Origin of the sequence: Akkermansia muciniphila (assembly GCF_030848305.1) — a bacterium.
Classification (GTDB): domain Bacteria; phylum Verrucomicrobiota; class Verrucomicrobiia; order Verrucomicrobiales; family Akkermansiaceae; genus Akkermansia; species Akkermansia muciniphila_A.
Map to the genome: position 1 here is coordinate 1906229 of NZ_CP114598.1, position 24429 is coordinate 1930657.

15 protein-coding genes are annotated in these 24429 nt (G+C 57.3%); 11 read left to right on the top strand and 4 right to left on the bottom strand.

Annotation, left to right across the window (positions count from 1 at the left end):
* Positions 1 to 19: 19 nt before the first annotated feature.
* Positions 20 to 1708: a ribose 5-phosphate isomerase B gene (gene rpiB, locus O4G22_RS08295; RefSeq protein WP_295978151.1), complete on the bottom strand. Its 1689-nt coding sequence runs from the start codon at positions 1706 to 1708 to the stop codon at positions 20 to 22.
* A 175-nt stretch (positions 1709 to 1883) separates the two neighbouring features.
* The gene (locus O4G22_RS08300) at positions 1884 to 4103 is read right to left on the bottom strand and encodes a carboxy terminal-processing peptidase (RefSeq protein ID WP_290492074.1); all 2220 of its coding nucleotides are present in this window, start codon (positions 4101 to 4103) and stop codon (positions 1884 to 1886) included.
* A gap of 523 nt (positions 4104 to 4626) precedes the next feature.
* On the opposite strand from O4G22_RS08300, the gene O4G22_RS08305 reads away from it, so the two are divergent.
* From O4G22_RS08305 to O4G22_RS08355, 11 genes are all read left to right on the top strand, one after another.
* On the top strand, positions 4627 to 5592 hold the full coding sequence (locus tag O4G22_RS08305; protein WP_306701506.1) for a phosphatidate cytidylyltransferase: 966 nt from the start codon (positions 4627 to 4629) through the stop codon (positions 5590 to 5592).
* 36 nt (positions 5593 to 5628) lie between these two features.
* Positions 5629 to 8214: an ATP-dependent helicase HrpB gene (gene hrpB / locus O4G22_RS08310; protein ID WP_306701507.1), complete on the top strand. Its 2586-nt coding sequence runs from the start codon at positions 5629 to 5631 to the stop codon at positions 8212 to 8214.
* A 114-nt stretch (positions 8215 to 8328) separates the two neighbouring features.
* Positions 8329 to 10569 carry an inorganic phosphate transporter gene (locus O4G22_RS08315; protein ID WP_306701508.1) on the top strand — a complete coding sequence of 747 codons (2241 nt, stop codon included), beginning with the start codon at positions 8329 to 8331 and terminating at the stop codon, positions 10567 to 10569.
* Positions 10570 to 11073: 504 nt separating this feature from the next.
* Positions 11074 to 12372: a TlpA family protein disulfide reductase gene (locus O4G22_RS08320; protein ID WP_306701509.1), complete on the top strand. Its 1299-nt coding sequence runs from the start codon at positions 11074 to 11076 to the stop codon at positions 12370 to 12372.
* An 8-nt stretch (positions 12373 to 12380) separates the two neighbouring features.
* Entirely contained in the window at positions 12381 to 13763 is a 1383-nt protein-coding gene (locus O4G22_RS08325; protein WP_306701510.1) for a CCA tRNA nucleotidyltransferase, read from the top strand.
* A 71-nt stretch (positions 13764 to 13834) separates the two neighbouring features.
* Positions 13835 to 15559, top strand: coding sequence for an alpha-amylase family glycosyl hydrolase (locus O4G22_RS08330; RefSeq protein WP_306701511.1), 1725 nt, complete (start codon positions 13835 to 13837; stop codon positions 15557 to 15559).
* 135 nt (positions 15560 to 15694) lie between these two features.
* Complete coding sequence (locus O4G22_RS08335; RefSeq protein ID WP_306701512.1) at positions 15695 to 18196, top strand: Amuc_1098 family type IV pilus outer membrane protein; 2502 nt, start codon at positions 15695 to 15697, stop codon at positions 18194 to 18196.
* A 78-nt stretch (positions 18197 to 18274) separates the two neighbouring features.
* Positions 18275 to 19858, top strand: coding sequence for a hypothetical protein (locus O4G22_RS08340; RefSeq protein WP_306701513.1), 1584 nt, complete (start codon positions 18275 to 18277; stop codon positions 19856 to 19858).
* 15 nt (positions 19859 to 19873) lie between these two features.
* Positions 19874 to 20602, top strand: coding sequence for a lysophospholipid acyltransferase family protein (locus O4G22_RS08345; RefSeq protein ID WP_300771418.1), 729 nt, complete (start codon positions 19874 to 19876; stop codon positions 20600 to 20602).
* Positions 20575 to 21450 carry a bifunctional methylenetetrahydrofolate dehydrogenase/methenyltetrahydrofolate cyclohydrolase FolD gene (gene folD / locus O4G22_RS08350; RefSeq protein ID WP_094136459.1) on the top strand — a complete coding sequence of 292 codons (876 nt, stop codon included), beginning with the start codon at positions 20575 to 20577 and terminating at the stop codon, positions 21448 to 21450. Before O4G22_RS08345 ends, folD begins: the two co-directional genes overlap by 28 nt.
* A gap of 66 nt (positions 21451 to 21516) precedes the next feature.
* A complete protein-coding gene (locus tag O4G22_RS08355) occupies positions 21517 to 22299 on the top strand; it encodes an enoyl-ACP reductase FabI (protein ID WP_012420677.1) in 783 nt (260 codons plus the stop codon).
* Positions 22300 to 22430: 131 nt separating this feature from the next.
* Here the strand turns inward: O4G22_RS08355 and O4G22_RS08360 are convergent, their stop codons facing one another.
* Both O4G22_RS08360 and O4G22_RS08365 read right to left on the bottom strand, forming a co-directional pair.
* Positions 22431 to 23288 (bottom strand): diacylglycerol/lipid kinase family protein, encoded by an 858-nt coding sequence (locus O4G22_RS08360; protein WP_295979436.1) that lies wholly within the window; start codon positions 23286 to 23288, stop codon positions 22431 to 22433.
* Entirely contained in the window at positions 23285 to 24424 is a 1140-nt protein-coding gene (locus O4G22_RS08365; RefSeq protein ID WP_306701514.1) for a transglutaminase-like domain-containing protein, read from the bottom strand. Before O4G22_RS08365 ends, O4G22_RS08360 begins: the two co-directional genes overlap by 4 nt.
* Between the last annotated feature and the right edge of the window lie 5 nt (positions 24425 to 24429).

Sequence of the window (24429 nt, forward strand, 5' to 3'; positions counted from 1 at the left end):
CGTTTATGCGCAGGAAATGTTAATGAGGCAGGCGGAAGTTGCGGTTGAACGCGGAAACTTCTTCCTTAAGCCGGGAGAAGCCGTCCGGATTCGGGCATACCTGGTCGCCTACGTACAGGGCCAGCGCACGGGCAATGAATTCGGCCACCTGTTCCACGTCTTTTTCCTTCATGCCGCGGGTGGTTACGGCAGGCGTGCCGATGCGGATGCCGGAGGGTTTCATGGGAGAACCCGTGTCAAACGGGATGGCGTTCTTGTTTACGGTGATGCCTACGCGGTCCAGGGCTTCCTGCGCGTCTGCGCCGTTAATGCCCTTGTTGCGGAGATCTACCATGAATACGTGGTTGTCCGTGCCGTTGGAGACGACGCGGAAGCCGAGTTCCGCCATTTTGGCCGCCATGGCCTTGGCGTTTTTGACAACCTGGGCCGCATAGTCCTTGAATTCGGGCTTCAGAGCTTCCCCGAAACAGGCCGCCTTGGCGGCAATGATGTGCATGAGGGGACCGCCCTGCATTCCGGGGAAGACGGCCGCATCCAGTTTTTTGGCGTATTCCTCCTTGCAGATGACGAAGCCGCCGCGGGGGCCGCGCAGGGATTTATGCGTGGTGGAGGAGACGAAGTCCGCATGGGGAACCGGATTCGGGTGCTGCCCCCCGGCCACCAGGCCCGCGATGTGGGCCATGTCCACGAACAGGTAGGCACCGCAGGCCCTGGCAATCTGGCCCATGCGTTCAAAGTCTATTGTGCGTGAGTAGGCGCTTGCTCCCGCCGTGATCATTTGCGGCTTCACCTCCAGAGCCAGTTTTTCCAAAGCGTCATAGTCAATAGCTTCTGTTTCCTGGGATACGCCGTAGTGAACCACATTGTACAGTTTGCCGGAGAAGTTGGCCCTGTGCCCGTGGGTGAGGTGGCCGCCGTGGGAGAGATCCATCGTGAGAATGGTGTCGCCCGGTTTCAGGACAGAGAAGTAAACGGCCATGTTGGCCTGGGAACCGGAGTGGGGCTGCACGTTGGCATGATCCCCGCCGAAAATTTTCAGCACGCGGTCAATGGCGAGCTGTTCCACTTTGTCCACCACCTCGCAGCCGCCATACCAGCGCTTGCCGGGATAGCCTTCCGCGTATTTGTTGGTCAGCAGGGAACCCTGGGCTTCCCGGACGGAGGGGGAAGTGAAGTTTTCGGAGGCAATCAGCTCAATGTTGTTGCTTTCCCGGCGCCCTTCCTCCTGGATGAGGGCCGCCAGTTCCGGATCCGTCCATTGCAGGGGGCTGCCGGAGGATTTAACGACGCGGCGTTCATGGCGTCCGCCTTCAAAGTCAGCATGCAGCCAGGCGTCCAGGACGTCTTCCACACTTTCATTGTCCACATAGGCGGAAGCCAGGCAGAGCAGGTTGGAATCATTGTGCTGGCGGGAGAGGGCCGCAGCAGGGGCCGTGCGGCAGAGGGCGGCGCGGACGCCCACCCAGCGGTTGGCGGCAATGCTCATGCCGATGCCGGACCGGCAGATAAGGATGCCGCGGTCATTGGTGCCGTCAGCAATGCTGCTTGCGACTGCATTGGCGTAGTCGGAATAATCACAGGAATTTTTGGTCATGGTTCCCATGTCGGTCACTTCATGACCCCATGCCTTGAGGAGTTCTGCTACGGTTTCCTTGAGATCGACTCCGGCGTGATCCGCGCCGATGGCAATTTTGTATGTCGTATTCATGGTGGTGCTCATTGCTGACGGGCAAAAATACTGCCTTATTTCCCTCCGGCTGGCAAGCCCCGGATTCATTCCAGGCCGTTCGGAGGGCTCGGCTTCCGGGATTGACCCCGGAAAAAAGAACCCCGGTCCCCTGAATGGGGCCGGGGCGGTAAGGGGGCAAGCGAGGAGCGTGCCGTTATTTTCCGGAGGATTCCAGCTTCAGCATATCCTGGACGATGTTGATGCCTTCCCGGAGTTCCGGATCAAGGCCGGAGGGGTATTCCGGGGAGTCGTCCAGTTCTGCCGTGGGGTCTTCCGCCAGGTGCATGAATTGTTCATTGTCCTTGTCCGGATCTGCCAGAGGCAGCTCCCTGGCGTTGACGTCGTCCAGCGTCAGGCGGTAAATTTTGTATTTGGTAGCGTCTTCCTTGGCCATTTCCGCGAAGCGGATTTTGCGTTCCTTGTTGATGGATTTGCGGCGTTCTTCCAGGGCGGAGTTTTCCTGTTCCCGGGTTTTTTTGTTCAGAGAAAGCTTGTTGTCCTTGATGCGCTGTTTCATCATGGCGATGTCTTCCCTGGCGATCTGGAGGTCGCGGTCTTTTTCCACGCGCTTCGCGCTGGCGTCTTTCAGCGTGGGCAGCATGGCCGCGATGGAGGAGTCCTTTTTGTAGTTGGTGCAGGGCGTGATCTGGTCATAGGGCATCGCGTAGTCCAGAATGTCTTCTCCCAGTTCAAATGCCGTCGTAGCGGTGGGAAGCTGGATGTCGCTTTCCACGCCTTTGAGCTGGGTGGAGCCGCCCGCCACCCGGTAGAATTTCTGGGTGGTGACTTTCAGCAGGCCCGCGCGGTCCCTGGCCGCGAAGAAAGGCAGGTACTGGCCGATGTCCACAGGCTGCTGCACGGACCCCTTCCCGAAGGTGGAGTCATCCCCCACGATTACGGCGCGGCCGTAATCCTGAAGGGCCGCAGCCAGAATTTCAGAGGCGGACGCGCTGAGTTTGTTGATGAGCACCACAATGGGGCCGTTGAAGAGTTTCTGGCGATTGTGGGCGGATTTAATATCCACGTTGCCGCGGGTGTCCTTGATTTGCACCACGGGGCCGTTTCCGGTAAAGAAACCCGTCATCAGGCGCACTTCTTCCAGGGAGCCGCCTCCGTTGCTGCGCAGGTCGATTACCAGGCCGTCCACATTTTCCTTGTTCATCCGTTCCAGGATTTTTTTGACGTCCTTGGCGCAGCGGCGGTCTCCGCCTTCCATGTCTGCATAGAAGGAGGGAAGGCTCAGCACGCCAATGCGGTTCCTGCCTTCCGGAGCTCCGGTAAGTTCAATGATTTCACCTTTGGCAAGTTCATCCTTCAGAGGAACCTTGGAGCGGGTCAAAGTAATGATTTTGGCCTGTCCGGGGGCGTCCGCAGGTTCTACCTTCAGGCGCATCCGGGTATTTTCGGCTCCGCGGATCATATCCACCACCTTGTCCAGCTTCATGAACAGGATATCCACCATTTCTCCGGAGTTGTCGGAGTCAATGGCAACGATACGGTCGTTCAGCTTCAGTTCTCCGGATTTGTCAGCCGGTCCGCCCACGACGATACCGGTAATTTTGGTGGAACCGTCGTCTTCACTTCCCAGCAGGGCGCCGATGCCGGTGAGTTCCGTTCCCATGGAAATCTTGAAGCGGTCCACCTGGCGCGCGCCCATGTAATCCGTATGCGGGTCATACGTCAGGGCTACGGCGCTGAGCAGTGTTTCCGCCACGTCTTCCAGATCCGTTTCCTGAATATTGCGCTGGATGCGTTCATAACGCATAAGCAGTTTTTCCTCCGCGGGCTTTTCATTGGCCAGGGGATCGGGCTTGTTCTGTTCCTTGGCCAGGCGCGCTACGGTTTCACGGCGCAGGATTTCAGACAGGAGCTGTTCTTCCACCATGTCTTTCCAGACCTGCTGCATTTCCGCCTCATTCCTGGGCCAGGAGGCTGTTTTGCGGCGGGAACGTTCGATAGACTTGTCTTTATCAAAGGTGAAGCCTCCCTTTTTCAGCAAATCCCGCGCATAGGAGATGCGCTGCATGGCGCGCTGGCGGTACAGGGCGTGCATGGCCTGGGCCGCATCCATCATCTGGCCGGACATCAGGTAGTCGTCCAGCTCCTTGCCGTATTTTCTTTTGAGGGCGTCTACGTCCTGCTGGGTGAAGAATATTTTGTTGGGGTCTACCTTGCGCAGGTAGGTTTCCAGGAATTTGGCGGATAGTTCATCGCTGAATTCCTTGCGGGAGAAGTGGAAGTTCTGGAGCAGAAGGGACATTTGCTTGCCCACCTGGTTGAAGTCCGTAGCCGCAGAGGCGCAGGAAGTGATGGCTGCTGCGGCCAGGGCCGAGAACGCGGTGAGTCTGATCCAACGGAATGAGTGCATGTTCATAACGGAAAAGGGTGCGTTTTTTCCCATTTGGGGAAAAGCTGGCGCTGGGATGTGAGTGTTACTGATTTGCAGGTGATTGTCTATCTTATAAAACGTCCACATGACGCTATTTTGCTCTCCTTGTTTCCGGAAGGGGGGCAGGAGTAAATGGAACCCGGTTCATCCGTAAATGTCTGACGGCGGCGGGAGCGGCCCTGCGCGGCGCAGGAGAAGGAAAGAAGAGAATTCATGGGTGGATAAATCCACCATAAAGTTTGAAATTTTGCGCGAAAGTCCGGCATTTGTCATATTGGAATTGCATGGAAATGGCTTTTTCCCCGCATGCCTGTCCGCTAATTGTTGTCGGGCGCTTTCGTTTGGTTTTCCGTTGCTGCATCCCTCCCGGAGAGGGAAAGGCGGCGGGATGATTGCTTTCCTGTTCGCGGCGGAAGGGGAGGGAGCGCGGACGTTTTCTGAAGAGCTGCCGCAGGAAAGGAAGCATTTCAGGATTGAGGTTGCAACGGTTTTCTGTACACTTCGCGTGATGATGAGCATACCGAATCGGGACAAGAATTTTTCCGGAAGCAAGATGGGGGTTCTGCTGCAGCGTTCATTCAGCACCGTGGTTTTGCTTGGGTTGCTGGCCGGGGCTCTGTGGTGGGACCGCGAATTTGGATATTACGGTCTGGTTTGCATCTTCTGTATTCTGGCCGCCTGGGAATGGCGGCACATGCTGCTGCGTTCCGGCAAAGCCTCCCAGCCTAACTTGGGCTTTTTTTTCGGGGTGGCGTATCCCGTGTTGCTGTCCTGGTCATGCTGCATCACCAAATTCCGGGAAAGCGCCCTGGCGGAACAGGTTACTTTCCTCATCCCCCTTCCTCTTCTGGTGGCGCTTGCCGCTCCGGTTCTCCTGGTAGTGGTTTCCTTTATCCGTGAGATGAAGCGCCCGGTGGACGGAAGCAGGGCGCTCCGTTCCGTGGGTACGACGCTGCTTTCCTTTATTTATCCCATCTGGCTGTTCTCTTTTGCCATTCTGGCCCTGCATCTGGCATATATGAGGGCGGGGTATGTTTATCCGGCCATTGTCATGTGTGTGCTGTGGGTCATTCTGGTAACGAAGATGGCGGACATTTTTGCCTATGTGAGCGGGTTTTTGTTGGGGGGCCGCATTTTTTCCCGCAGGCTTATTCCCCACATCAGCCCCAAGAAGACGTGGGAGGGCATCCTCGGTTCCTGGGCGCTGACGAATGCGGCGGCCATAGGGCTGGTTTTCCCGATGTTCGGAATTTCCTCCCTGTCCATCAACCAGGTGCTGATGCTGATGGGATGCACTTCCTTCATTTTTCTGCTTTCCGTTTACGGGGATCTGGCCGGCTCCCTGGTTAAACGCAGCCTGGCCATCAAGGATTCCGGTTCCCTGCTGCCGGGGATTGGCGGAATTTTTGATCTGATTGACAGCCCTTCCTTCACCGTGCCGTTTTTCTGGTTCCTGCTGGCCTGCATCGGCTGAATGTCCCCAGCGCGAACGGATTCCCTGTAACCCGGTATGGTTTTTTCTTCTCTCCCCATTGAGGAAATCCGCGGAGAATTGCTGGACGCTTTGCGGGTTCCTTCTCCGCGCATTTTGTTGAAAGCTCCTACCGGCTCCGGCAAGTCCACTGGCGTTCCTCCCATGATGGATGACGCCGGGCTGGGAGAGCGCGGCCTGATTGTCGTTGTGCAGCCCCGGCGGATGGCCGCTCGTCTGCTGGCGCAGCATGTGGCCCGGCTGCGCGGGGTGGAGCTGGGAAAAGAAGTGGGGTATGCGGTGCGTTTTGAACGGCATATTTCCTCCCGCACCCGTATCGCGTATGTGACGGACGGCATGCTGGAGCGCTGGCTGACGGAACGGCCCACCCTGGAAGGTGTGAGCGCCGTGGTGTTTGATGAGTTCCATGAACGGAGCCTTTCCGGGGATTTATCCCTGGGGCGTGTGCTGGATCTGCAGGAAGGGCCGCGCCGGGATCTGGCCGTGGCGGTGATGTCCGCCACACTGGAGATATCCGGCCTGCGGGAATATATGGGAAGTTCCTGCCGGGTTCTGGAAGCGCAAGGCAGGCAGTATCCTGTGGAAATCGTTTACCGGGCCCCCCGCCTGGTCAGTGACGGACGCGGCAGGGTGGCGCCTCCCCCCATATGGGAGCAGGCGGCGGATGTTGTGCGGGAGGCGGTGAGGGAGGACGGCTGCGGGGATGTGCTGGTATTTATGCCGGGCGTGTATGAAATACGGAAAACGGTGGAGCTGCTGGCAGGAAAGCCGTGGATGGGCGGCAGGGACGTTTTCCCCCTTTACGGGGCTCTGACGCCGGAGCAGCAGAATCGCGCCGTGGAGCGGGGGGAGATCCCCCGTGTTATTGTTTCCACCAATGTGGCGGAAACTTCCCTGACGATTGAGGGGGTGCGCACCGTGGTTGATTCCGGGCTGGTGCGCCGGTCCGGCTGGGATCCGTACCGGGGGATGGATACGCTGCATCTGGTGAAGATTTCCAAGGCGTCCGCCGCCCAGCGCGCGGGCCGTGCCGGGCGCGTGGCTCCGGGGCGCTGTTTCCGGCTGTGGAGTGAGGCGGAACAGGCCCGGAAGGAAGATTTTGACCCGCCCGAATGTTTCCGGGTAGATTTGGCCGGGGCCGTTTTGAATTTGGCTGCCTGGGGCGTCAACGTGCCGGAAAATTTCCGTTGGCTGGATGTTCCTGCCCCTCTGGTGATGCAGCGGGCAGTAAATTTGTTGGCTGCCCTGGGCGCTACGGAGGCGGACGGAAGCCTGACGGATACGGGAAAAAGGATGACCGCTTTTCCCCTGCCGCCCCGGCTGGCCCGCCTGATGGTGGCCGGGCAGGATGAGCAGTGCGCCGTGGAACTGGCCGCTATTGCTGCCCTGATGCAGGGAGAAGGTGTTGCGGTGAAGGGTGGGCTGAACGATCATTTGCGCGATTCCGCGGATTACACGGATTTTCAGGCGGAGTGGCGCGCGGTGGAGAAGGCTGTGGAGGCCGCTTTTGGGGCGGGGACGTGTACCCGCTGGGGCATTTCCGCCCGCGGGGCGCGGGAGGCATGGATGGCATACCGGCAGCTTCTGTCCGTCGGCAGCCGGGGAAAAGCCCGGGAAACGCCGGGACCGGATTTTACGGCGGCGCGTCCTGCCGTAGTCCGTGCGATGATTGAGAGTTTTGCGGACCATGTGGGTGTTCGAAATGGCGTGGCCGCCAATACATGCCGTATGGCCGGCGGTGTGGGCGGCAGGCTGGCGGAAGGAAGCGTGGTGTTTCATGGGGAGCATTTCGTGGCCGCAGAGGTGGCGGAATTGTCCGGGAAGGCGGTGGAAACCCGTGTGGGACGCTGTACGCTTGTTGCGCCGGAAGATTTGCGTTCCATTTGGCCGGAACGTTTTTCCTGCGGGGAGGAAGCCGTCTTCGATGCCGCTTTGCGCCGCGTGCGTCTGCGCCGGAGGCTGATGTATGGAGATCTGGTGCTGGAGGATCGTGACCGCGGAGATGCTTCTCCGGATCTGGCCGCCCCGGTTCTGGCGGAAAAGGTAGTGGACGGTACCCTGAAGCTGGTGAAATGGAATGATGCCGTGGAACAGTGGATACGCCGTCTTAATGGTTTGAGCGTTTGGATGCCGGAACTGGAGCTGCCCCGTTTTTCGGAGGAGGACAAGCTGGTCGCCATTTCCCTGGTCTGTGAAGGGGCCGTAGGTTATAAGGACATCAAGGAACGGGAGATTCTTCCCGTGCTGAGGGATTGGCTTTCCGGCTGGCAGGCGAAGGCGCTGGACGATTATGCGCCGGTAAGCCTCACGCTGCCCAACGGCCAGCATGCCAGGGTCAGGTACGGGGAGGATTCCTCCCCGGTGATCAGTCTGACGGTGCAGCGCCTGTTCGGCGTGGCTGTTTCCCCGCGCATTGCCAACGGGGCCGTCCCCGTGATTGTGGAGGTGCTGGCTCCCAGCCAGAGGCCGTGGCAGGTAACGGGTTCTCTGGAAAGTTTTTGGCGGAACGGCTACGGGCAAATGAAAAAGGACCTGGCGGGGCGTTATCCCCGGCACCGCTGGCCCGACCCCGGGGAGCTGGATTTCCTGCCACGCTCCCGTTGATAAGGAGAAAGGATTTTTCTGTAACAAAACAGTAGCAAAATAGACCGTTTCCGTGTAAAGAGGCGGTGGTGCAGCTCGCGGACGCCCTCCGCCCACCATTCACAAGAGACAGTTATGGACTCAATCTACTGGATTATCATCACGGCCCTGCTGCTTCTGGCGGCATTTGACTTGATCAACGGCGTAGCGAATGACGCCGTCAACTTCCTCAATTCCGCCATCGGTTCCAAGGCCGCTCCCGTGCGGGTGATCCTGACCGTAGCTTCCATCGGCGTGCTGGTGGGGGCCTGCTTCTCCGGAGGCATGATGGAAGTGGCCCGCAACGGCATTTTTCACCCGAACATGTTCAGTTATCATGAAGTGATGCTGCTCTTCCTGGGGGTGATGATCAGCGAGGTGATCCTGCTGGATACCTTCAATACGTTCGGATTGCCTACGTCCACCACCGTTTCCCTGGTGTTCGGTATTTTGGGGTCTTCCGTAGCGACGTCCCTGTTCAAGATTTCCAAACTCCGCCTGGTTCAATCCGTGTGGGATTTCATTAATACGGACAAGGCTTTTGAAATTGTCACCAGCATTCTTCTTTCCGTAGCCATCGCCTTTACGGTAGGCACCATCGTCATGTGGATTTCCCGCTTGGCGTTCACGTTTAAATACCAGTCCCGGTTCAAATGGTTCGGCTGCTTCTGGTGCGGCATGGCCATGACGGCGATCGCCTATTTCGCCGTTTTCAAGGGCCTGAAGGAATCTACCCTGATGGAACCCTCGTTTATCCAATACATTGACCAGAATCTGGGCATGGCCCTGCTCACGGCCTTTGGCGGTTTTTCCGTGCTCATGTTCCTGCTCCAGCATTTGTTCATGACGAATATCCTGCGCCTGACCGTTCTGGCGGGCACTTTTTCCCTGGCCCTGGCCTTTGCGGGCAACGACCTGGTGAATTTCATCGGCGTTTTCATGGGCGGCCTGGATTCCTTCCAGTACGCCAGAGGTGTGGCGGCGGCCGGAGGCTCTCCTTCATCCATCCTCTCCATGGAGTGTCTGATGCCGGGGCAGGGCATGCCGGTAAACCATTACATTCTGTTCGCCGCGGGTTGCATGATGATTTTTGCCCTGTGGTTCTCCAAAAAGGCAAAAACGGTGATCGCCACCGGCGTGGAACTTTCCAGACAGGGTGAAGGCGGTATTGAGCGTTTCGGCTCCGTTCCCCCCGCCCGCGCCATTGTTCGCAGCGCTATCGCCCTGGGACGCGGGGTAAAAAGGCTTATTCCCGCCCGCATGCTGGTACGCATGAACCACCAGTGGGATCCCGCCCCCCAGCCTTTGAATCCCAAGGACCGGGTAGCCTTTGACCTGATTCGAGCCACGGTGAACCTGACGGTCGCTTCCCTGCTGATCGCATGGGCTACGGGCAAGCAGCTTCCCCTTTCCACCACGTATGTGACATTCATGGTGGCCATGGGGTCTTCCCTGGCGGACAAGGCATGGGGCAGGGAGAGCGCAGTTTACCGCGTGACCGGCGTGCTGACGGTGATTTCCGGCTGGTTCATGACCGGGCTGGCTGCCTTTACGCTGGCCGCCATCATGGCTACCATCCTGCATTACGGGCAGGTTTACGCCATCTTCGGCCTGCTGTTCCTGGTCGTTGTCATTCTGGTGAAGTCCACTATCATGCACCGCAGGCGGGAGAGTAAGCTTTCCGTAGAGCGTTTTGACCAGATTACGGAAGAAAATATTCTGGATGTATGCAGCCACCAGATTGTGGACAGCACGCTCAAGCTGCGGGAGATTTACAATGACACCGTGGAAAACTTTTTCCAGGGAGACAGGAAGGCCCTGAAGGAACTGGCGGATGCCGCGGAACGGCTGGCCATGACCAGCAGCGAGCATCACAAGTACGATATTCTCCCTATCCTGTACAAGATGCAGTCCCGCTCCCTGGATATGGGTTACCACTTTGTGCAGGCCCTGGAGCATTTGAACGAAGCTACGCAGAGCCTGTCGCAATTTTCCGAGTCCATCTTTACGTACGTGGATAATAACCACACGCCGTTTACGATTGACCAGGTGGACGATCTGAAGGAGGTGCATGCCGCTCTCATCAAGCTGCTGGATGAATATTGCAAAATGCTCCAGACGGGGACGTACATTCAGTTCGATTACACGATGGTGGCCCAGGAACAGCTTCTTCAACTGGTGGCGAAGGCCACCAAGCGCCAGATCAAGCGGGCTCAGCGCAACCAGACGCGCACCCGTTCCTCCCTGCTTTATCTGAACATGCTTAATGAGATGAGGTTCATGGCCGTGCAGGTGCGGGCCCTGACCAATGACGAACGAAACTTTGTAGCGGCCTAACGCGGCGGTTCTCTGTTTTTTTCACGGGAGGTAAAAAATTCTTGAGCGTTTAGTTCATGAGGGTATGTTGAATGAACAGGGATGTTCGATAAGGGAGGAACGAGAGCTTCTCTTATCACCAAGAATAACCCTGATTTCATAGGTAGTTAGTTGGAGCGGCTACGGGAGAAATTCCGTAGCCGCTTTTTTGTTGCCCCAGGGCTTGTGTCATACAAAAGAAGTAATGTTTGAACATATTTGCCGGGCGTTTGTCTTACCCATAACGGTTATGATCCGGATGCAGTGAAAGAGAGAGCGCTTCATCCACTTAAGGACTCGACCGTCTTCATAGGTAGTTAGTTGAACAGCAGCCCCGGCGAAGGGATTCGCCGGGGTTTGTTCATTTCAGGAACATGTGTTCCGGGGACGTAAACAGCTGGGAGGGAGCGGGAAAGAAAAAATAGGCAGCGTTTTGCCACGGGGTTTGATTGACGTGCGGGACGCGTCAGGGCATAGTGGCAGGGTATGAAGAGAGCGTTTTGCGTGATAGCCGGTGCGTGCAGCCTGATTGGATGGGCTCCGGCGGACGAGACGGGCATGAACAGGGTGCTGGAGGATTGGCGGATGAGGCAGTCCGACTGGGAATCCGCATTGAAAACGGCTGAAAGTGCAGAAAAAAGGGCGGAATTAATGGAGAACCGTCCGGATGCCGTTCCGGTGGCTCGGGAATTATGGAGGCAGGCAGGGAGCGACCTTCAGAAGCCTGAAACTCAAAAACCCTGCCTTCTTCCGGCTGTCGTCTGGTTCCTGGATCATCCCCAGGCTGTAGCGCAGGCGTTCCCGAATGGAGATATGGCCAGAAAGATTGTCGTGTTTTGCCTGGATTCCCTGGAAAATACGCTGTTCCGGGAACAAGGGGCGGGGAAGGCTGCGTATGCCCTGAGCAATTCCCGCGACCTGCGCTGCCGCGTTATTCTGGAACAGATCAAGGATTACAACCAGTTCCCGGAGGACCAGGGCCTGGCTTCCCTGGGACTGGCCATGGTGATGAAGGAAACGACAGGGATGCTTCAGGATGACGTCAGGCTGGTGGCGGCCCGCGGAAAATTGCTGAAAGACGCCATTATCAAATGCTATGATTCCAGCTTCGGCCCCATTCCTGTTCAGGATATTGTGAAGGAGGAACTATACGAAATACGTAATCTCAATATCGGGCAGACCGGGCCTGGAATCAGCCTCCCTTCCACCGCGGCGGCCGGAAATGTGACGCTCCCTTCCGGGGATAAGCCCGTGCTGGTAGTTTTTTGGGATCCGCAGGATATGCGTTCCGTTCAGTTTTTGCAAAAAGCCGCGTCTCTCCGGAAAGAGTTTCCCGGTTTGACGGTGATGCCGGTGGCTCCCGGAAAGAGGGAGAACGTGGAAAAGGCCCTGTTGAACTTGAAAATGGATATGCCCTCCCTGGTGGATGAAAAGGCGGCGGCGTTTAAGGATTACCGGGTGAGGCTCACCCCGCGCGTGTATCTGCTGGACCCCGCGGGGAAAATCCTGATGCGCGGCACGCCGGATATGCTGTTTGACGCCAACCTGTACGCAGTCATGGGCAAACTGGAGGGAAAGAAGAAAGAAATGCCGGATGGGAAAAAGGTCCCCTCCACACCTGCTTCCTCCAAGCCTGTTTCTCTGCCGGCCAGGATTAATTCCCCGGATACGCGCGTTCCCTCCGCTTCCCGGCCTGACAGGCTGCGGCCCGCATTCCCTTCCGCCCCCTCCGGTGCGGAGGAAGATTCTCTTTCCGCCCCTCCTTTGAGGCCCATGCCTGAATGATCCGTTTCATGGAGAGGATTCTGTTGAGAAAGGCCGCGGAGGCCGTGGCCCGGGTTCTTTCCGGAGCAGGACACACCGTATATTTTGTGGGCGGCTGTGTCCGGGACAGGTTGCTGGGATATTCCGTGAAGGATATCGATATTGCCACCTCCGCCCGTCCGGATGAGGTGTTGCGCCTGTTTCCGGATGCCTGGGAAGTGGGCGCCGCCTTCGGAGTGGTGCTGGTCCGCCGAGAAGGTTTTTCCTTTGAAGTGGCCACCTTCCGCAGAGACGGCAGCTACAGGGATGGCCGGAGGCCGGAAGCCGTCTGCTTTACGGATGCGGAAGAAGATGCCCGGCGGCGTGATTTTACCATGAACGGCCTTTTTGAAGATCCGTTTTCTTCGCCTCCGGGCCGTGTGGTGGATTATGTAGGCGGCATGGAGGATATCCGGGCCCGCGTGTTGAGGTGCATCGGGGAGCCGGACCGCCGTTTTGAAGAAGATTCCCTGCGGCTGATGCGCGCCGTACGTTTTGCCGTTACCAGGGAAGTTCAGGTGGAGAAGGAAACTTGCTCCTCCATTTTCAGGAACGCGCCGCTGCTGGCCCGGATTGCCCCGGAACGCATCCGGGAGGAACTGGACAGGATTTTATTGTCTCCCGGAAGGAAACGGGGCGTGGAAATGCTGGTGGAAACGGGGTTAATGAAGCATATCATTCCGGAAATATACGATATGATAGGCTGTACGCAGCCTCCCCAATGGCATCCGGAAGGGGATGTATACACCCATACGCTGATGATGCTGGACGCGCTGGGAAGGGACGGTTCCCCCGTGTCTTTGGTGCTGGCCTTGGGGGTTCTGCTGCATGACATCGGAAAGCCCCCCTGCCGCCAGGTGGATGAAACGGGACGCATCCGTTTTTCCGGCCATGACAAGGAAGGCTCTTCCATGGTCAGGGTCATTTTAAGAAGGCTGAAATATTCCAATGCCGTGGTGGATGCGGTGTGTTCCATGGTGGAGCGCCATATGCGCTTCATCAACGTGAGGCAGATGAGGAAATCTACGCTGCGAATGTTCATGAACGCTCCTCATTTCCGGGAGGAACTGGAGCTCCACCGCCTGGATTGTCTTTCCTCCAACGGATTGATGGACAACTGGCAATTTGTCAGGGACTTCATGGATTCCTACCGGAATGCCCCTCTGGTGCCTCCCCCGTTGGTGACCGGGCGTGATCTGGTGAACCTGGGGCTGTCCCCGGGGCCTGGTTTCGGGAAATGGCTGTCCCGTCTGCAGGAGCTTCAGTTGGAGGGAACGCTCCGGACCAGGAAGGAAGCCCTGCTGCAGCTGGGACAAATTGCTCCGGTGGAACAGAATGCGCTTGCAGAATACCTGGAAAAGTTAGCATTATAAGCGTCAATATTTGATCATTTCAACTCATGCGTCCTGTCATTTATCAACTATTTGTTCGTCATTTTTCCAATATGGAGACCCACGGAGTTGACTGGGGGAGCCGGGAAACGAACGGGTGCGGAACTTTTAATGGAGTGACGGATAAAGCATTACGTGAAATAGCGCGGATGGGTTTTACGCACATCTGGCTGACCGGGGTGCTGAGGCACGCTACGCAGACGGCCCATCCCGGGCTGGCCGCTCAGCCGGAATCCATCGTAAAAGGCCTGGCCGGAAGTCCCTATGCGGTGGTGGATTATTTTGACGTGGATCCGGATCTGGCCTCCTCCCCGGAGAAGAGAATGGATGAGTTCAAGGCGCTGGTAAAGCGTTGCCGGACGGTGGGGCTGCTGCCGATGATCGATTTTATTCCCAACCATGTTTCCCGCGCCTACTTGGCGGACTGGGACGGGCATGACGATTTTGGGGAAGGGGATGATCCCCATACGTTTTTTTCTCCGGAGCAGGGGTACTTTTACCTGACCTCCAACAGCCCTGGGGACGGGCCTCCCCTGCGTCTGCCGGACGGCCTGTTTGAAGGGGAAATGACTTTCGGCCGCGTGACGGGCAATAATGCCGTTACATGGAATCCCGGCAAGTACGACTGGTATGAAACGGTCAAGCTCAACTACGGCTATAACTTTATGGCCGGTCTTCCGGCCCTCCGCCTGCTGCCGGGGTGGACCAGCCCCAAGCAGCATGTGCCCAAGACATGGTGCATCATGGACGATATCCTTTCCTTCTGGCAGAGCCTGGGCATTGGCGGGTTCAGGTGCGACATGGCCCAAATGATCCCCATGGCCTTCTGGAAGTGGGCCATTTCCCGTTCCCGGGTGCGTCTGCCGGATGTGTTTTTCATGGCGGAGGCATACAACGACCACATGAAAACCACACCCGGCGATCCTTGCGCCGCCCTTCTGGATGCCGGATTTAATGCCGTTTACGATTCCGACTGCTATCATCTGGCGCTCCATATGTACACGGGAAATAACTGGGCCAATGACTTCGACCGCCTTTTCCGAAGCAATCCCATCTACATGACCCACGGCGTCCGCTACGTGGAGAACCATGATGAAACGCGCGTGTGCTCCCCTCTTTCCTGGGGAGGCGTGGGCCCTGTCGTTCTGCCGGCAATCATGACGCTGGTGTATGCCTCCGGGAGCGGTCCCGTGCTGGTGTACAACGGGCAGGAAGTGGGGGAACGGGCGGAGGGGCCCGGCGGTTTTGGCGGCCATGACGGGCGCACCAGCATTTTTGACTATACCTGCCTCCCCAGGCTCCAGCCCTGGGTGGCGGATGGCCGGTTTGACTCCTCCCTGCTGCCGGAGGAATCCGCAGAGCTGAGAAACTTTCATCGGCGGCTTCTTCCCCTGATGCAGCATCCGGCGCTGGACCGGGGAGATTTCTATGGCCTGAACTGGGCTAATATGAAAAACACCACGTTCGGCAGGGAACCGGCGGAAGACACTTCCGGCCACTGGGTGTATGCCATGCTCCGGCATGATGCCCGCGCCAGGGCTACCGTGCTTGTGGTGGGAAATCTTTCTCCCAGCATTAATTTCTACAATCTGCGCATTTCCATTCCGCAGCATGCTTTCGGCTGGTGCGGCATCCAGACGGATCGTGTGCGCGTCAGAAACCTGATGGACGCGGAGGATGAGGACAGGATTTTTGAGCGGCGGGAATTGATGGACCGCGGGCTGTCTTACCCCCTGAAACCGGGGCATGTGGGCGTGCTGGAACTGTCTGCCGTTTAGAGAAGCATTTCCTCCGGAGGGAAGCTGTTGCCTTTACCGATATTTTTTGCTCTGCTGGGCGTTTTTATAATGACGGGCGGTTTTTAATTCGGTATAGTCCCGGAAATTCCTATGATTAGACGTTTCCCTCACTCCATGTCTGCCATTCAGCAAATTGCCATGGCGCTTGCCGTTGCCGGTATTGGAGCCGGCCAGGGGCTGGCCCAGGAAGGGGCAGGGGCCGCACGCCGGGCTGCAGCCCGGATGGAAGAGCAGGCTCAGGAATCCATGCTGCTGTTGGGTCAGGCGCGTCAGCAATATTCAGAGGGCAAGTACCAGGAAGCCCTGGACAATTACCGCAGAAGCCTGACTGCGCTGCCCAAATCCCCCAACATGGAGAAGCGCCGCCGTTTCCTGGAAACCAGCATCGCGGATGCCAGCGTGGCCGTGGCTCAGGAATATGTCAAAGCGGGGCGTTACGATGAGGCCGTCAAGCTGCTGGAAGATGCCTTGAAAGCCACTCCGGACCATGCCCTGGCCAGACGCACGTTGGAAATAGCCCGCGATCCGGTGCGTACGAATCCGGCCTTGTCCCCGGAACACGTCAAAAATGTGGGGGAAGTCAACCGTCTGCTCCACCTGGCTTTCGGTTATTATGAACTGGGCCAGTACGATGCGGCCCTGAAGGAATTCACGTCCGTCCTTAAGACGGACCCTTACAATACGGCGGCGCGGCGCGGCATGGAACTGGTTAACCGCGCCAGAACCGCTTATTTTGGCGCTGCCAGGGATGAAACCCGCAGCAGCGCCCTGGCGGACGTTTCCAAACAGTGGGAGATGCCCGTTCCTTTGACGGAAACTCCGGAGGAACCCGCTTCATTCTCCCGTCCGTTGGACAACCCGGTGGTGAATGTGGACCAGAAACTGGGTATGATCCGCCTGCCCCGTGTGCAGCTGGACGGCGCGACGGTTCAGGAAGCCGTGGATTATTTGCGCAGCCAGGCCAGGACGCATGATGCCGCTGCCATGACTGAGGCGGAACGCGGCGTGAATATTTCCGTGGATCCCGGCCCAGCAGACAGCGTTTCCGCCAGGGATGCCGCCGCCAAAAGAATTACGCTTAATCTTCAAAATGTACCGCTTCGTGAAGCCCTGGAATACGTGGCGCGCGCATCCGGCCTTATTCTGCGGACCAATGCCTTTGGCGCGGAGCTGGTATCCAGTTCAGACGGAACTTCCTACATGGTCACCAAGTCCATTACCCTTCCGCCGGGCTTCTTCTCCGGATTGTCAGAGGCTTCTGACGCCGACAATTCAGACCCGTTCAGTTCCGGTGATTCCGGTTCTTCCGGCATGACCCTGAAACGGGTGGATCCGCAAAAGGCGCTGGCTTCCATGGGGGTGAAATTCCCGGAAGGCAGCTTTATTAAATACAACTCGGGCAACTCCACTCTTCTTTTTCATGGCACGCCCAGAGATTTGAGCATGCTGGAAGAGCTGGTAGCGTCCAGAACTGCGGAACAGCCTCTCCAGGTGGTGGTCAGCGCGACTTTTCTGGAAGTCAATCAGACGGATTTGGAGGAATTGGGCTTTAACTGGATCGTCAATCTGAACCTGGATCCTACCAAGTGGTTCATGGGCGGCGCGGGAACCGATAAAAATGGCTATAACAATTCCGTGCTGGACAGCGCCGCCAGTGTGGCCGGAGCCGCCGCCCCGGTGGGAGTGGTGGGCGGGCTGCGTTCCGGCAGCCAGGTGTTTACGGAAAATAGCATTGACAGCATGATTGAACGCGGCACTTCCGCCAGAAGTTCTGATGCAACCTATGTTCCCGGCGGAGCTCCCAGTATCGTCACTTTGCGCGGCATGTGGAGCCATGCGGATATCACGATGATTATGCGCGGCCTGAGCCAGAAAAAAGGCACAGACATCATGCAGCATCCTTCCGTGATTGTGCGCCCCGGTGAAAAAGCCTCCTTCTTCAGCGGCAGGGAACTGATTTACCCTACGGAATATGATCCGCCTGAAGTTCCCAACAGCACCGGCAATAATAATGACTGGGGCGACGATGACAATAACGGCGGCGGTATTCCGGTCATGCCCATGACTCCCGCCCACCCCACTGCCTTTGAAACCAGGCAGCTCGGCACGATTTTCAATGTGGAAGTGACCGGCATCAGCGATGACAAATCCATCGTGGAAATGACCGTGGTGCCGGAAATCGTGGATTTTGACGGCTTCATCAACTACGGCACATCGCTTTTCGTTCCCATGGTCTCCCAGGAAAAGGACGCAAAGGAAGATGTCGTCATGGTGAAAACTTCAGACAACTTCATCCTCCAGCCCGTGTTTTCCACGCGGCGCCTGACCGCTCCGGTGCGCATAGCCGCCGGCAATACGCTCGTCATCGGCGCCTTGAAAAAATCCACTTCCATTACGTACGAGGATAAAATTCCCGTTCTGGGGGATATTCCCTGGGTGGGGCGCCTGTTCCGTTCCAAGGGCTCCAAGGAACAGCGCAAGGCCATCATCATCATGGTAAAGGCGGAAGTGGTGGATCCGGGCGGCAAGAAGCTTTACACGCCGGATACTTCCATTCCGGACGAGGAGGCCCCGGCAGGGGCCGCTCCGCTCCCCGCCCTCAGCAATGCTCAGTAACCTTTAACCGGATCAAGACCATTGAAAAACAGCGATTCTGATTTTGAGTCTTCTCCGCCCCAGGGAGCTGACAATATCATGCGTCAGCTGCATGCGTCGGATTCCCAAGGAGTAGAGCGGAGAAGGGAAGTTGTGGTGCGCCCGGATGGCAGCAAGGTGATCCGGGTGGAAAAGCGCCGGCGGACTTACAATGACGACCGGCAGGACTCCAAACAGGCCGTGTTGAAAAACAAGCGTTTTTTAATAGGCCTTTGTATTCTGGTCCTTCTGGTTGCCGGGGCGCTGGCGGGGACATATATGTACCGCCTTTCTTCCTTCAATACGGAGGAATTTGCCGACCGTCTGCAAGCTGATCTTTCCGCTGCCTGGGGCGGAGAAGTGAACATTTCCGGAATGGCGATGGATGGCCTTACCATGAAGGCTTCACGCGTCAGGATATCCTTTCCGGAAGATTCCTGCCTGTCCTTTGTGGCAATGGAAGGCATCTCCGGGGAAATTTCCGCCGTGCCTTTATTCATGGGAAAAATCAGGGGGGAAGGCCTTAATGTGTCCAGGGCTGTTATTGGCCTGCGTCCCGGATTCGTTAAATTTGCCGTGCCCCAGACGAACCGGGAATTGCCGTTCGTTTTCCGGCGGTACACAGCTCCGCGTCTGGAAGTGGGTTATGCCCACGGGACGGAAGAGTTTGCTCTGGAAAGGAATGACGCTCCCCTTTATATGACGGCGGAAGCCTACATCCGCACGTCCGGAAATGGAACTGAACCGGAATACGTGCTGGATCTGTCACAGCAAAAATTGAAAATCAAGGGCTGGCCGCTGATGGGAGTTGATTCCGGTTCCGTCATTCTCAACGGGAGCGGCGTCAAGCAGCTCACTTTTTCCGGTTTTCTGGACAAAGGGCGTCTGCTCAACAAGCCTACGGATCTCAGCCCCTTCATGATTACGGGGAATTTTCCTCTGGGCACGGATTTCCGTCACCAGGCCTGGACGTTGACAGGAAGAAATTTCGATCTCACCTCTCTGCTGGGAGATGATTTCTCTTCCGTTCTCAAGGTGCAGGCGGGAGAGCAGGAAGGGGATGAGAAGCATGAATTGAAACTGGATTTTGCCCTGCCTGTAACAGCTGAACAGAAAAGGCCCTCTCTAAAAGGATACAGCGGTTCCGTGATCAAGGCGACCATGATCAGGCTGCCTGTTTTGCGCCTGCTGGCGGCCATGACTGCCCGGAATACGGAAATAAGGCTGCCGTATTCTTCTCCCGTCTTTACGTCCGGCTCCTTCCTTCTGGAAAGCGATGGAACGGGACGTTCCGCTTCCCTGAAAGAGATTTCCCTGTTTGAGCAGGGCTTTCTGGGGGTGACCGGAGTTTTGTACAGCAACGGTGCTTCCTTGACGGGGAAACTGGTCTTTAAAATCCCTTCCTACATGGTGGACGTCCGGAAACTGCCGTCCGGCGTGACGCAGGAAGGGCATGAAATGATTCTTCCTGTGAAAATTTCCGGCACTCCGGCGTTTCCGCAGGACAACTCCGCGGGAATGCTCCAGGAAAAGGCGCCGGGCACGGACCGTCCGGAAATGCATGCCGTTCCTTCCCGCGGGATATCCCTTCCTGCTCCGTCAAATCCCTCTCCCTCCCGGATTACAGTGGACGGATTCATGTGATATTGCCAAGATTCCATGTTGCTGCTCAATCCCATTGTTCGCAAAACATCTGAAAAGAGGTCCCGCTGGTGGACCCGGCTGGCCGGCTTTGGCCTGTGGTCCGTACTTCAGCCCATCTGCATGAGCCTGAATATCCGTTCCATCAAGGAGGAGCATGACGATGTTTATACGGCGCCTTTTCTTGTAGCCCTCTGGCACAACCGCACGATAGTGCCGGGTTATGCGTGGTCTCTGGCCCAGAAGCCGCTCAGGATGTGTGTGCTTACCAGCGCCAGCAAGGACGGCGCCCTGGTGGAAGCCGTATGCAGGCACTTCGGCTTGGGAGCCGTCCGGGGTTCTTCCGGAAGGCGGGGGGCGTTGGCCTACATGGAAATGATGCGGAAGGTTCAGGAAGGGGATGTCTGTTTCTGCCTCACTCCGGATGGTCCGCGGGGGCCCCTTTACGAAGTGCATCATGGCATTGTCAAGCTGGCCTCCCAGTCAGGGCTGCCCATCGTTCCCGTATGCATCGAATATGAAAGCTGCTGGCGTCTGAACAGAACCTGGGACCGTTACGCCATTCCCAAGCCGTGTTCCAACGTAAATATTCTATGGAAAAAGCGCCTGTTCATTCCCCCGGACGCAACAGATGAGCAGGTGGCGAATTATGCCCGTCTTCTGGCCGGGCTGCTGGGCGAGGGGCTTCCGGACTTCCCGCCTCTTAACCAATCATTATTATGCAAATCATCGATGGAAAGCAAGTAGCCTCCCAGGTGCTGGAAGAGGTTGAAAGAGATATTGCCCGGCTCAGGGAACAGGGAATAACGCCCGGTTTGGCCGTGGTGCTGGTAGGGGATGATCCCGCCTCCCAGGTATATGTAAATTCCAAGGTGAAAAAATGTGCGGAACTGGGGATGAATTCTCGTAAAATAGTTCTCCCCTCCGACGCTTCCCAGGAAGAACTGCTTCAGGTTGTCCGCGACTTGAACGCGGATTCTTCCATTCACGGCATCCTGGTGCAAAGCCCGCCTCCTCCCCACATCGACGAAGCGGCCGTGGTTCTGGAAATAAACCCCGCCAAGGATGTGGACGGCTTCCATCCGGAGAATGTCGCCAAGCTGGTGCTGGAAGATGAGACCGGTTTTGTGCCCTGCACCCCTCTGGGCTGCATGAGGCTGTTAAAAGCCGCCGGTATTGAAACGGCGGGGGCGAAAGCCGTAGTCATTGGCCGCAGCATGATTGTGGGCAAGCCAATGGCGCATCTTTTGATGTCCAAGCAGGCAAACGCCACCGTGACCGTGGCTCATTCCCGCACGAAGAACCTGCCGGAACTTTGTCGCTCCGCAGACATTATTGTGGCGGCCATAGGCCGGCCCGCTTTTGTGACGGCTGATTTTGTGAAAGACGGCGCCGTAGTGGTGGATGTGGGCATCAACCGCGTGGAGGATGCTTCCGCCAAACGCGGCTACCGGATTGTGGGGGACGTGGCCTATGATGAGGTGGCGCCCAAGTGCCGGGCGATTACTCCCGTGCCCGGCGGCGTGGGCCCGATGACTATCGCCATGCTGATGGCCAATACGGTCAAAGCGTGCCGCCAGCAGACGGGAGCCTGACAAAATGCCGTGACGACCGTTTTTCTTGTCAAATGAAGGAAAGTAAGGCAGTATTCATTTACCATTATGTCAAGTAAATTACTCGAAGGCAAAGTTGGTGTCGTAGTCGGCGTGGCGAACAAGCGCAGCATCGCGTTCGCAATTGCCAAGGCGTGGCATGAAGCGGGCGCAAAGCTCATCTTCAATTATCAGGGCGAACGTCTCAAGGATGGCGTTCTCAAGCTGATCCATGAGAACTTCGGCGAGGATGTCCCCGTTTACGATCTGGATGTCAGCAGTGATGAGTCCGTTAACGCTTTCTTTGAAAGGGTCCGCCAGCATACGGATAAAGTAGACTGTCTGCTGCATTCCGTGGCTTTTGCCCCGAAGGAGGCCCTCGGCGGCAGTTTTCTGGAAACGGGCCGCGAGGCATTCAAGATTTCCCTGGATATATCCGCTTATTCCCTGGTAGCCCTTTCCCGCGCCGTGGAACCCATGATGTCCGACAACGGCAGCATTCTGGCCATGTCCTACCTGGGATCCGAAAAAGTGGTTCCCAACTACAATCTGATGGGCGTTTCCAAAGCTGCCCTGGAAGCCTGCACCCGTTATCTGGCTTATGATTTGGGCCGTTCCCGCGGTATCCGTGTCAACTGCATCAGCGCGGGGCCCATGCAGACGCTTGCGGCGCGCGGCGTTTCCGGTTTTAACACCATGTTCAAGGTGTATGAGGAGCATGCCCCTCTGGGCCGTTCCTGCACGGGTGAGGAATTGGGAGCCACCGGCGTTTTCCTGGCCAGTGACGGCGCAGCCGCAATCACCGGGCAGGTGATTTACGTGGACGGCGGTTATCAGATCATGGGCATGTAGTGCGTTCCTTACGGAAGCTTTTTCCTATTCACAGGCCGTACCGGCTTTACCGGTACGGCTTTTTTGCGATTCCATGCGGAGGGAAAAGAGGGTCCTGGTTTCTGTCAAAAAGCCTGTTTTCACGCTGCGTTTCAGGGAACGAACACTTTCAGCGAGCCGAGGCGGGTGATGCGGACCGGGGCGTTTCCTGCATAATCTCCGTCCAGTTCGCAGGAGGCCTGTCCGGCGGAGGTGACGGTTCCCCCCGTCATCCGGATGTATTCAAAATTGCCGCTCCTCCGGGAATGAAAGCCCCCATGAACCGCGGCCGTCAGGCATTCCCCGATGATGGAAGTAATGGAATGCCTGAATACCACTGCATCCAGAAGGCCGTCACTGTTGTCCGCTTCCGCAAAGAAGTTAAGCGGGCCGCCATACTTGCGCCCGTTGCCGAAGATGATGGAGCGGCCTTCCAGTACCCGGCCTTCATCTGTGGTCAGGGTGAGGCGCGGCTGTTTTTCCATACAGACCCGGGCGCCGGCAATTACGTAGGCGAAGGCTTTCCATTTTTTTTTCATTTCCCACGTGGTCAGTTCTACGGCGCGGGCGTCCGCGCCAATGCCCGCCATTTGAAGAAAAACTTGCCCGTTGAATGCGAACAGGTCCACATTTTTGAAACGCCCCGTGTTCAGAATATGCAGGGCGTGGTCGAAATCCGGACGGATTCCTATTTCCCGTGAAAAAACATTCATGGTGCCCGCAGGAAAGGGGGCCAGAGCCGTTTCCGTATTGCAGAGAGCCCTTGCCGCGATTCCCAGCGTGCCGTCCCCTCCCGCCACAGCCACGGCGGGCGCTCCGGAATTCGCCTGGGAAACCAAATGGTTCAACATGTCTTCCCTGCTTTCCGGTTCAATAACGTTAAAAAAATCCCGGTGCTGATCCAGCCAGCGGCGGAATCGACCGGCTCTGGCGCTGCGCGCCGTATTGTTGAAAAACAGGGGAATTTTCATGGAGTGGGCACGAAGAAGTTCAAAATCTGTACCGGAGCTTCCGTGTGTGCCACAGGTTCATGGCGCACGGTTCCGTCAGGCAGCTTGAACTCCAGCATGCCGCGGGAAATGTTGTCCGGCAGGCGTATTTCCAGAAATTTCCTCATGTCGTCGGATGGTCCGGGAGTGATCCCATCCGCCAGAACTTCCCCTTCTTCCGATTTGAGGACGACGTGCAGGGGCAGCCTTCTGACGCCGTTTTCTTTCTTTTCCCTGATGTCCAGCATCAGCCGGCTGCCGGGCACATATTCCGGTTGAGACGCCACCCATTCGCACGCCAGCTTCATGTAGCGGTCCGTGATATTGACGGCGGGGACGGTACGGCTTTCCGGCGGGAAGGCCAGCGCGTGCCGTTTTCCGTCGTAGCGGGCTTCCCATATCATGGGAAAGAATGCTCCTGAAGGTCCCTTTTTCCAGGAGGTGGCATAAATGGCGTTCTCCGGTTTACGGGGATCCAGCATGCTGATGGCGGACATTACCCACGGGGTGTTGAAGTCCTTTTCATTGTATTCCAGCATTTTCCATTCCCCGTCACACCAGGCTTCCACCCAGTTGTGGTTGCCGCGCACGTGGTTCCAGGTAAGAACGCCCGCCATGCGGGCCGGAATGCCCACGGAACGAAGCGCGCAGATGAGCAGGATGCTTTGGCCCGTACAGGAGACTTTGCCGGATTGCAGGGATTCCCTGACTCCCTGGTGAGGGGCTCTTCTCTCTGTGGAATAGCGTACGTTCAGGGTTTTCTGGATGCTGGAGGAGATGGTGAGGGCGGCTTCCCGCCCCGTCTTGCATGAGGAAACAAGCGGCGCGAAGAGGCGATGGAACTGCTCCCTCCATTCGTCGCGCGGTTCGTTGACCACGGCATAAGGGAGAACGTTATTTTCATAAAGCTCCCAGGGAACCTGGGCGGCCCAGGGGAATTGGTCCCGTGCTGCCAGGGCGAGGCGGACTTCCCGGACCAGCCTTTCTTGCGTAACCGTTTCCCTGTCCTGCTCAGGCATGCAGGCACGCAGAAACTCCACCCCGGCCGGAATGGTGTCATGGGCGGCGCAAATAGCGGCGGTCAGTCCCGGGAGAAGGACGAAAGGCAGCAGATTCATGAACG

What these genes read in the sequence shown, in the direction of transcription:
- O4G22_RS08305 (WP_306701506.1), top strand. Translation starts at nt 4,627, where the DNA reads ATGATGAGCATACCGAATCGGGACAAGAATTTTTCCGGAAGCAAGATG.
- O4G22_RS08340 (WP_306701513.1), top strand. Translation starts at nt 18,275, where the DNA reads ATGCGTCAGCTGCATGCGTCGGATTCCCAAGGAGTAGAGCGGAGAAGG.
- O4G22_RS08320 (WP_306701509.1), top strand. Translation starts at nt 11,074, where the DNA reads ATGAAGAGAGCGTTTTGCGTGATAGCCGGTGCGTGCAGCCTGATTGGA.
- O4G22_RS08330 (WP_306701511.1), top strand. Translation starts at nt 13,835, where the DNA reads ATGGAGACCCACGGAGTTGACTGGGGGAGCCGGGAAACGAACGGGTGC.
- O4G22_RS08325 (WP_306701510.1), top strand. Translation starts at nt 12,381, where the DNA reads ATGGAGAGGATTCTGTTGAGAAAGGCCGCGGAGGCCGTGGCCCGGGTT.
- O4G22_RS08365 (WP_306701514.1), bottom strand. Translation starts at nt 24,424, where the DNA reads ATGAATCTGCTGCCTTTCGTCCTTCTCCCGGGACTGACCGCCGCTATT.
- O4G22_RS08335 (WP_306701512.1), top strand. Translation starts at nt 15,695, where the DNA reads ATGTCTGCCATTCAGCAAATTGCCATGGCGCTTGCCGTTGCCGGTATT.
- O4G22_RS08345 (WP_300771418.1), top strand. Translation starts at nt 19,874, where the DNA reads ATGTTGCTGCTCAATCCCATTGTTCGCAAAACATCTGAAAAGAGGTCC.
- O4G22_RS08315 (WP_306701508.1), top strand. Translation starts at nt 8,329, where the DNA reads ATGGACTCAATCTACTGGATTATCATCACGGCCCTGCTGCTTCTGGCG.
- hrpB (WP_306701507.1), top strand. Translation starts at nt 5,629, where the DNA reads ATGGTTTTTTCTTCTCTCCCCATTGAGGAAATCCGCGGAGAATTGCTG.
- O4G22_RS08300 (WP_290492074.1), bottom strand. Translation starts at nt 4,103, where the DNA reads ATGAACATGCACTCATTCCGTTGGATCAGACTCACCGCGTTCTCGGCC.
- folD (WP_094136459.1), top strand. Translation starts at nt 20,575, where the DNA reads ATGCAAATCATCGATGGAAAGCAAGTAGCCTCCCAGGTGCTGGAAGAG.
- rpiB (WP_295978151.1), bottom strand. Translation starts at nt 1,708, where the DNA reads ATGAATACGACATACAAAATTGCCATCGGCGCGGATCACGCCGGAGTC.
- O4G22_RS08355 (WP_012420677.1), top strand. Translation starts at nt 21,517, where the DNA reads ATGTCAAGTAAATTACTCGAAGGCAAAGTTGGTGTCGTAGTCGGCGTG.
- O4G22_RS08360 (WP_295979436.1), bottom strand. Translation starts at nt 23,288, where the DNA reads ATGAAAATTCCCCTGTTTTTCAACAATACGGCGCGCAGCGCCAGAGCC.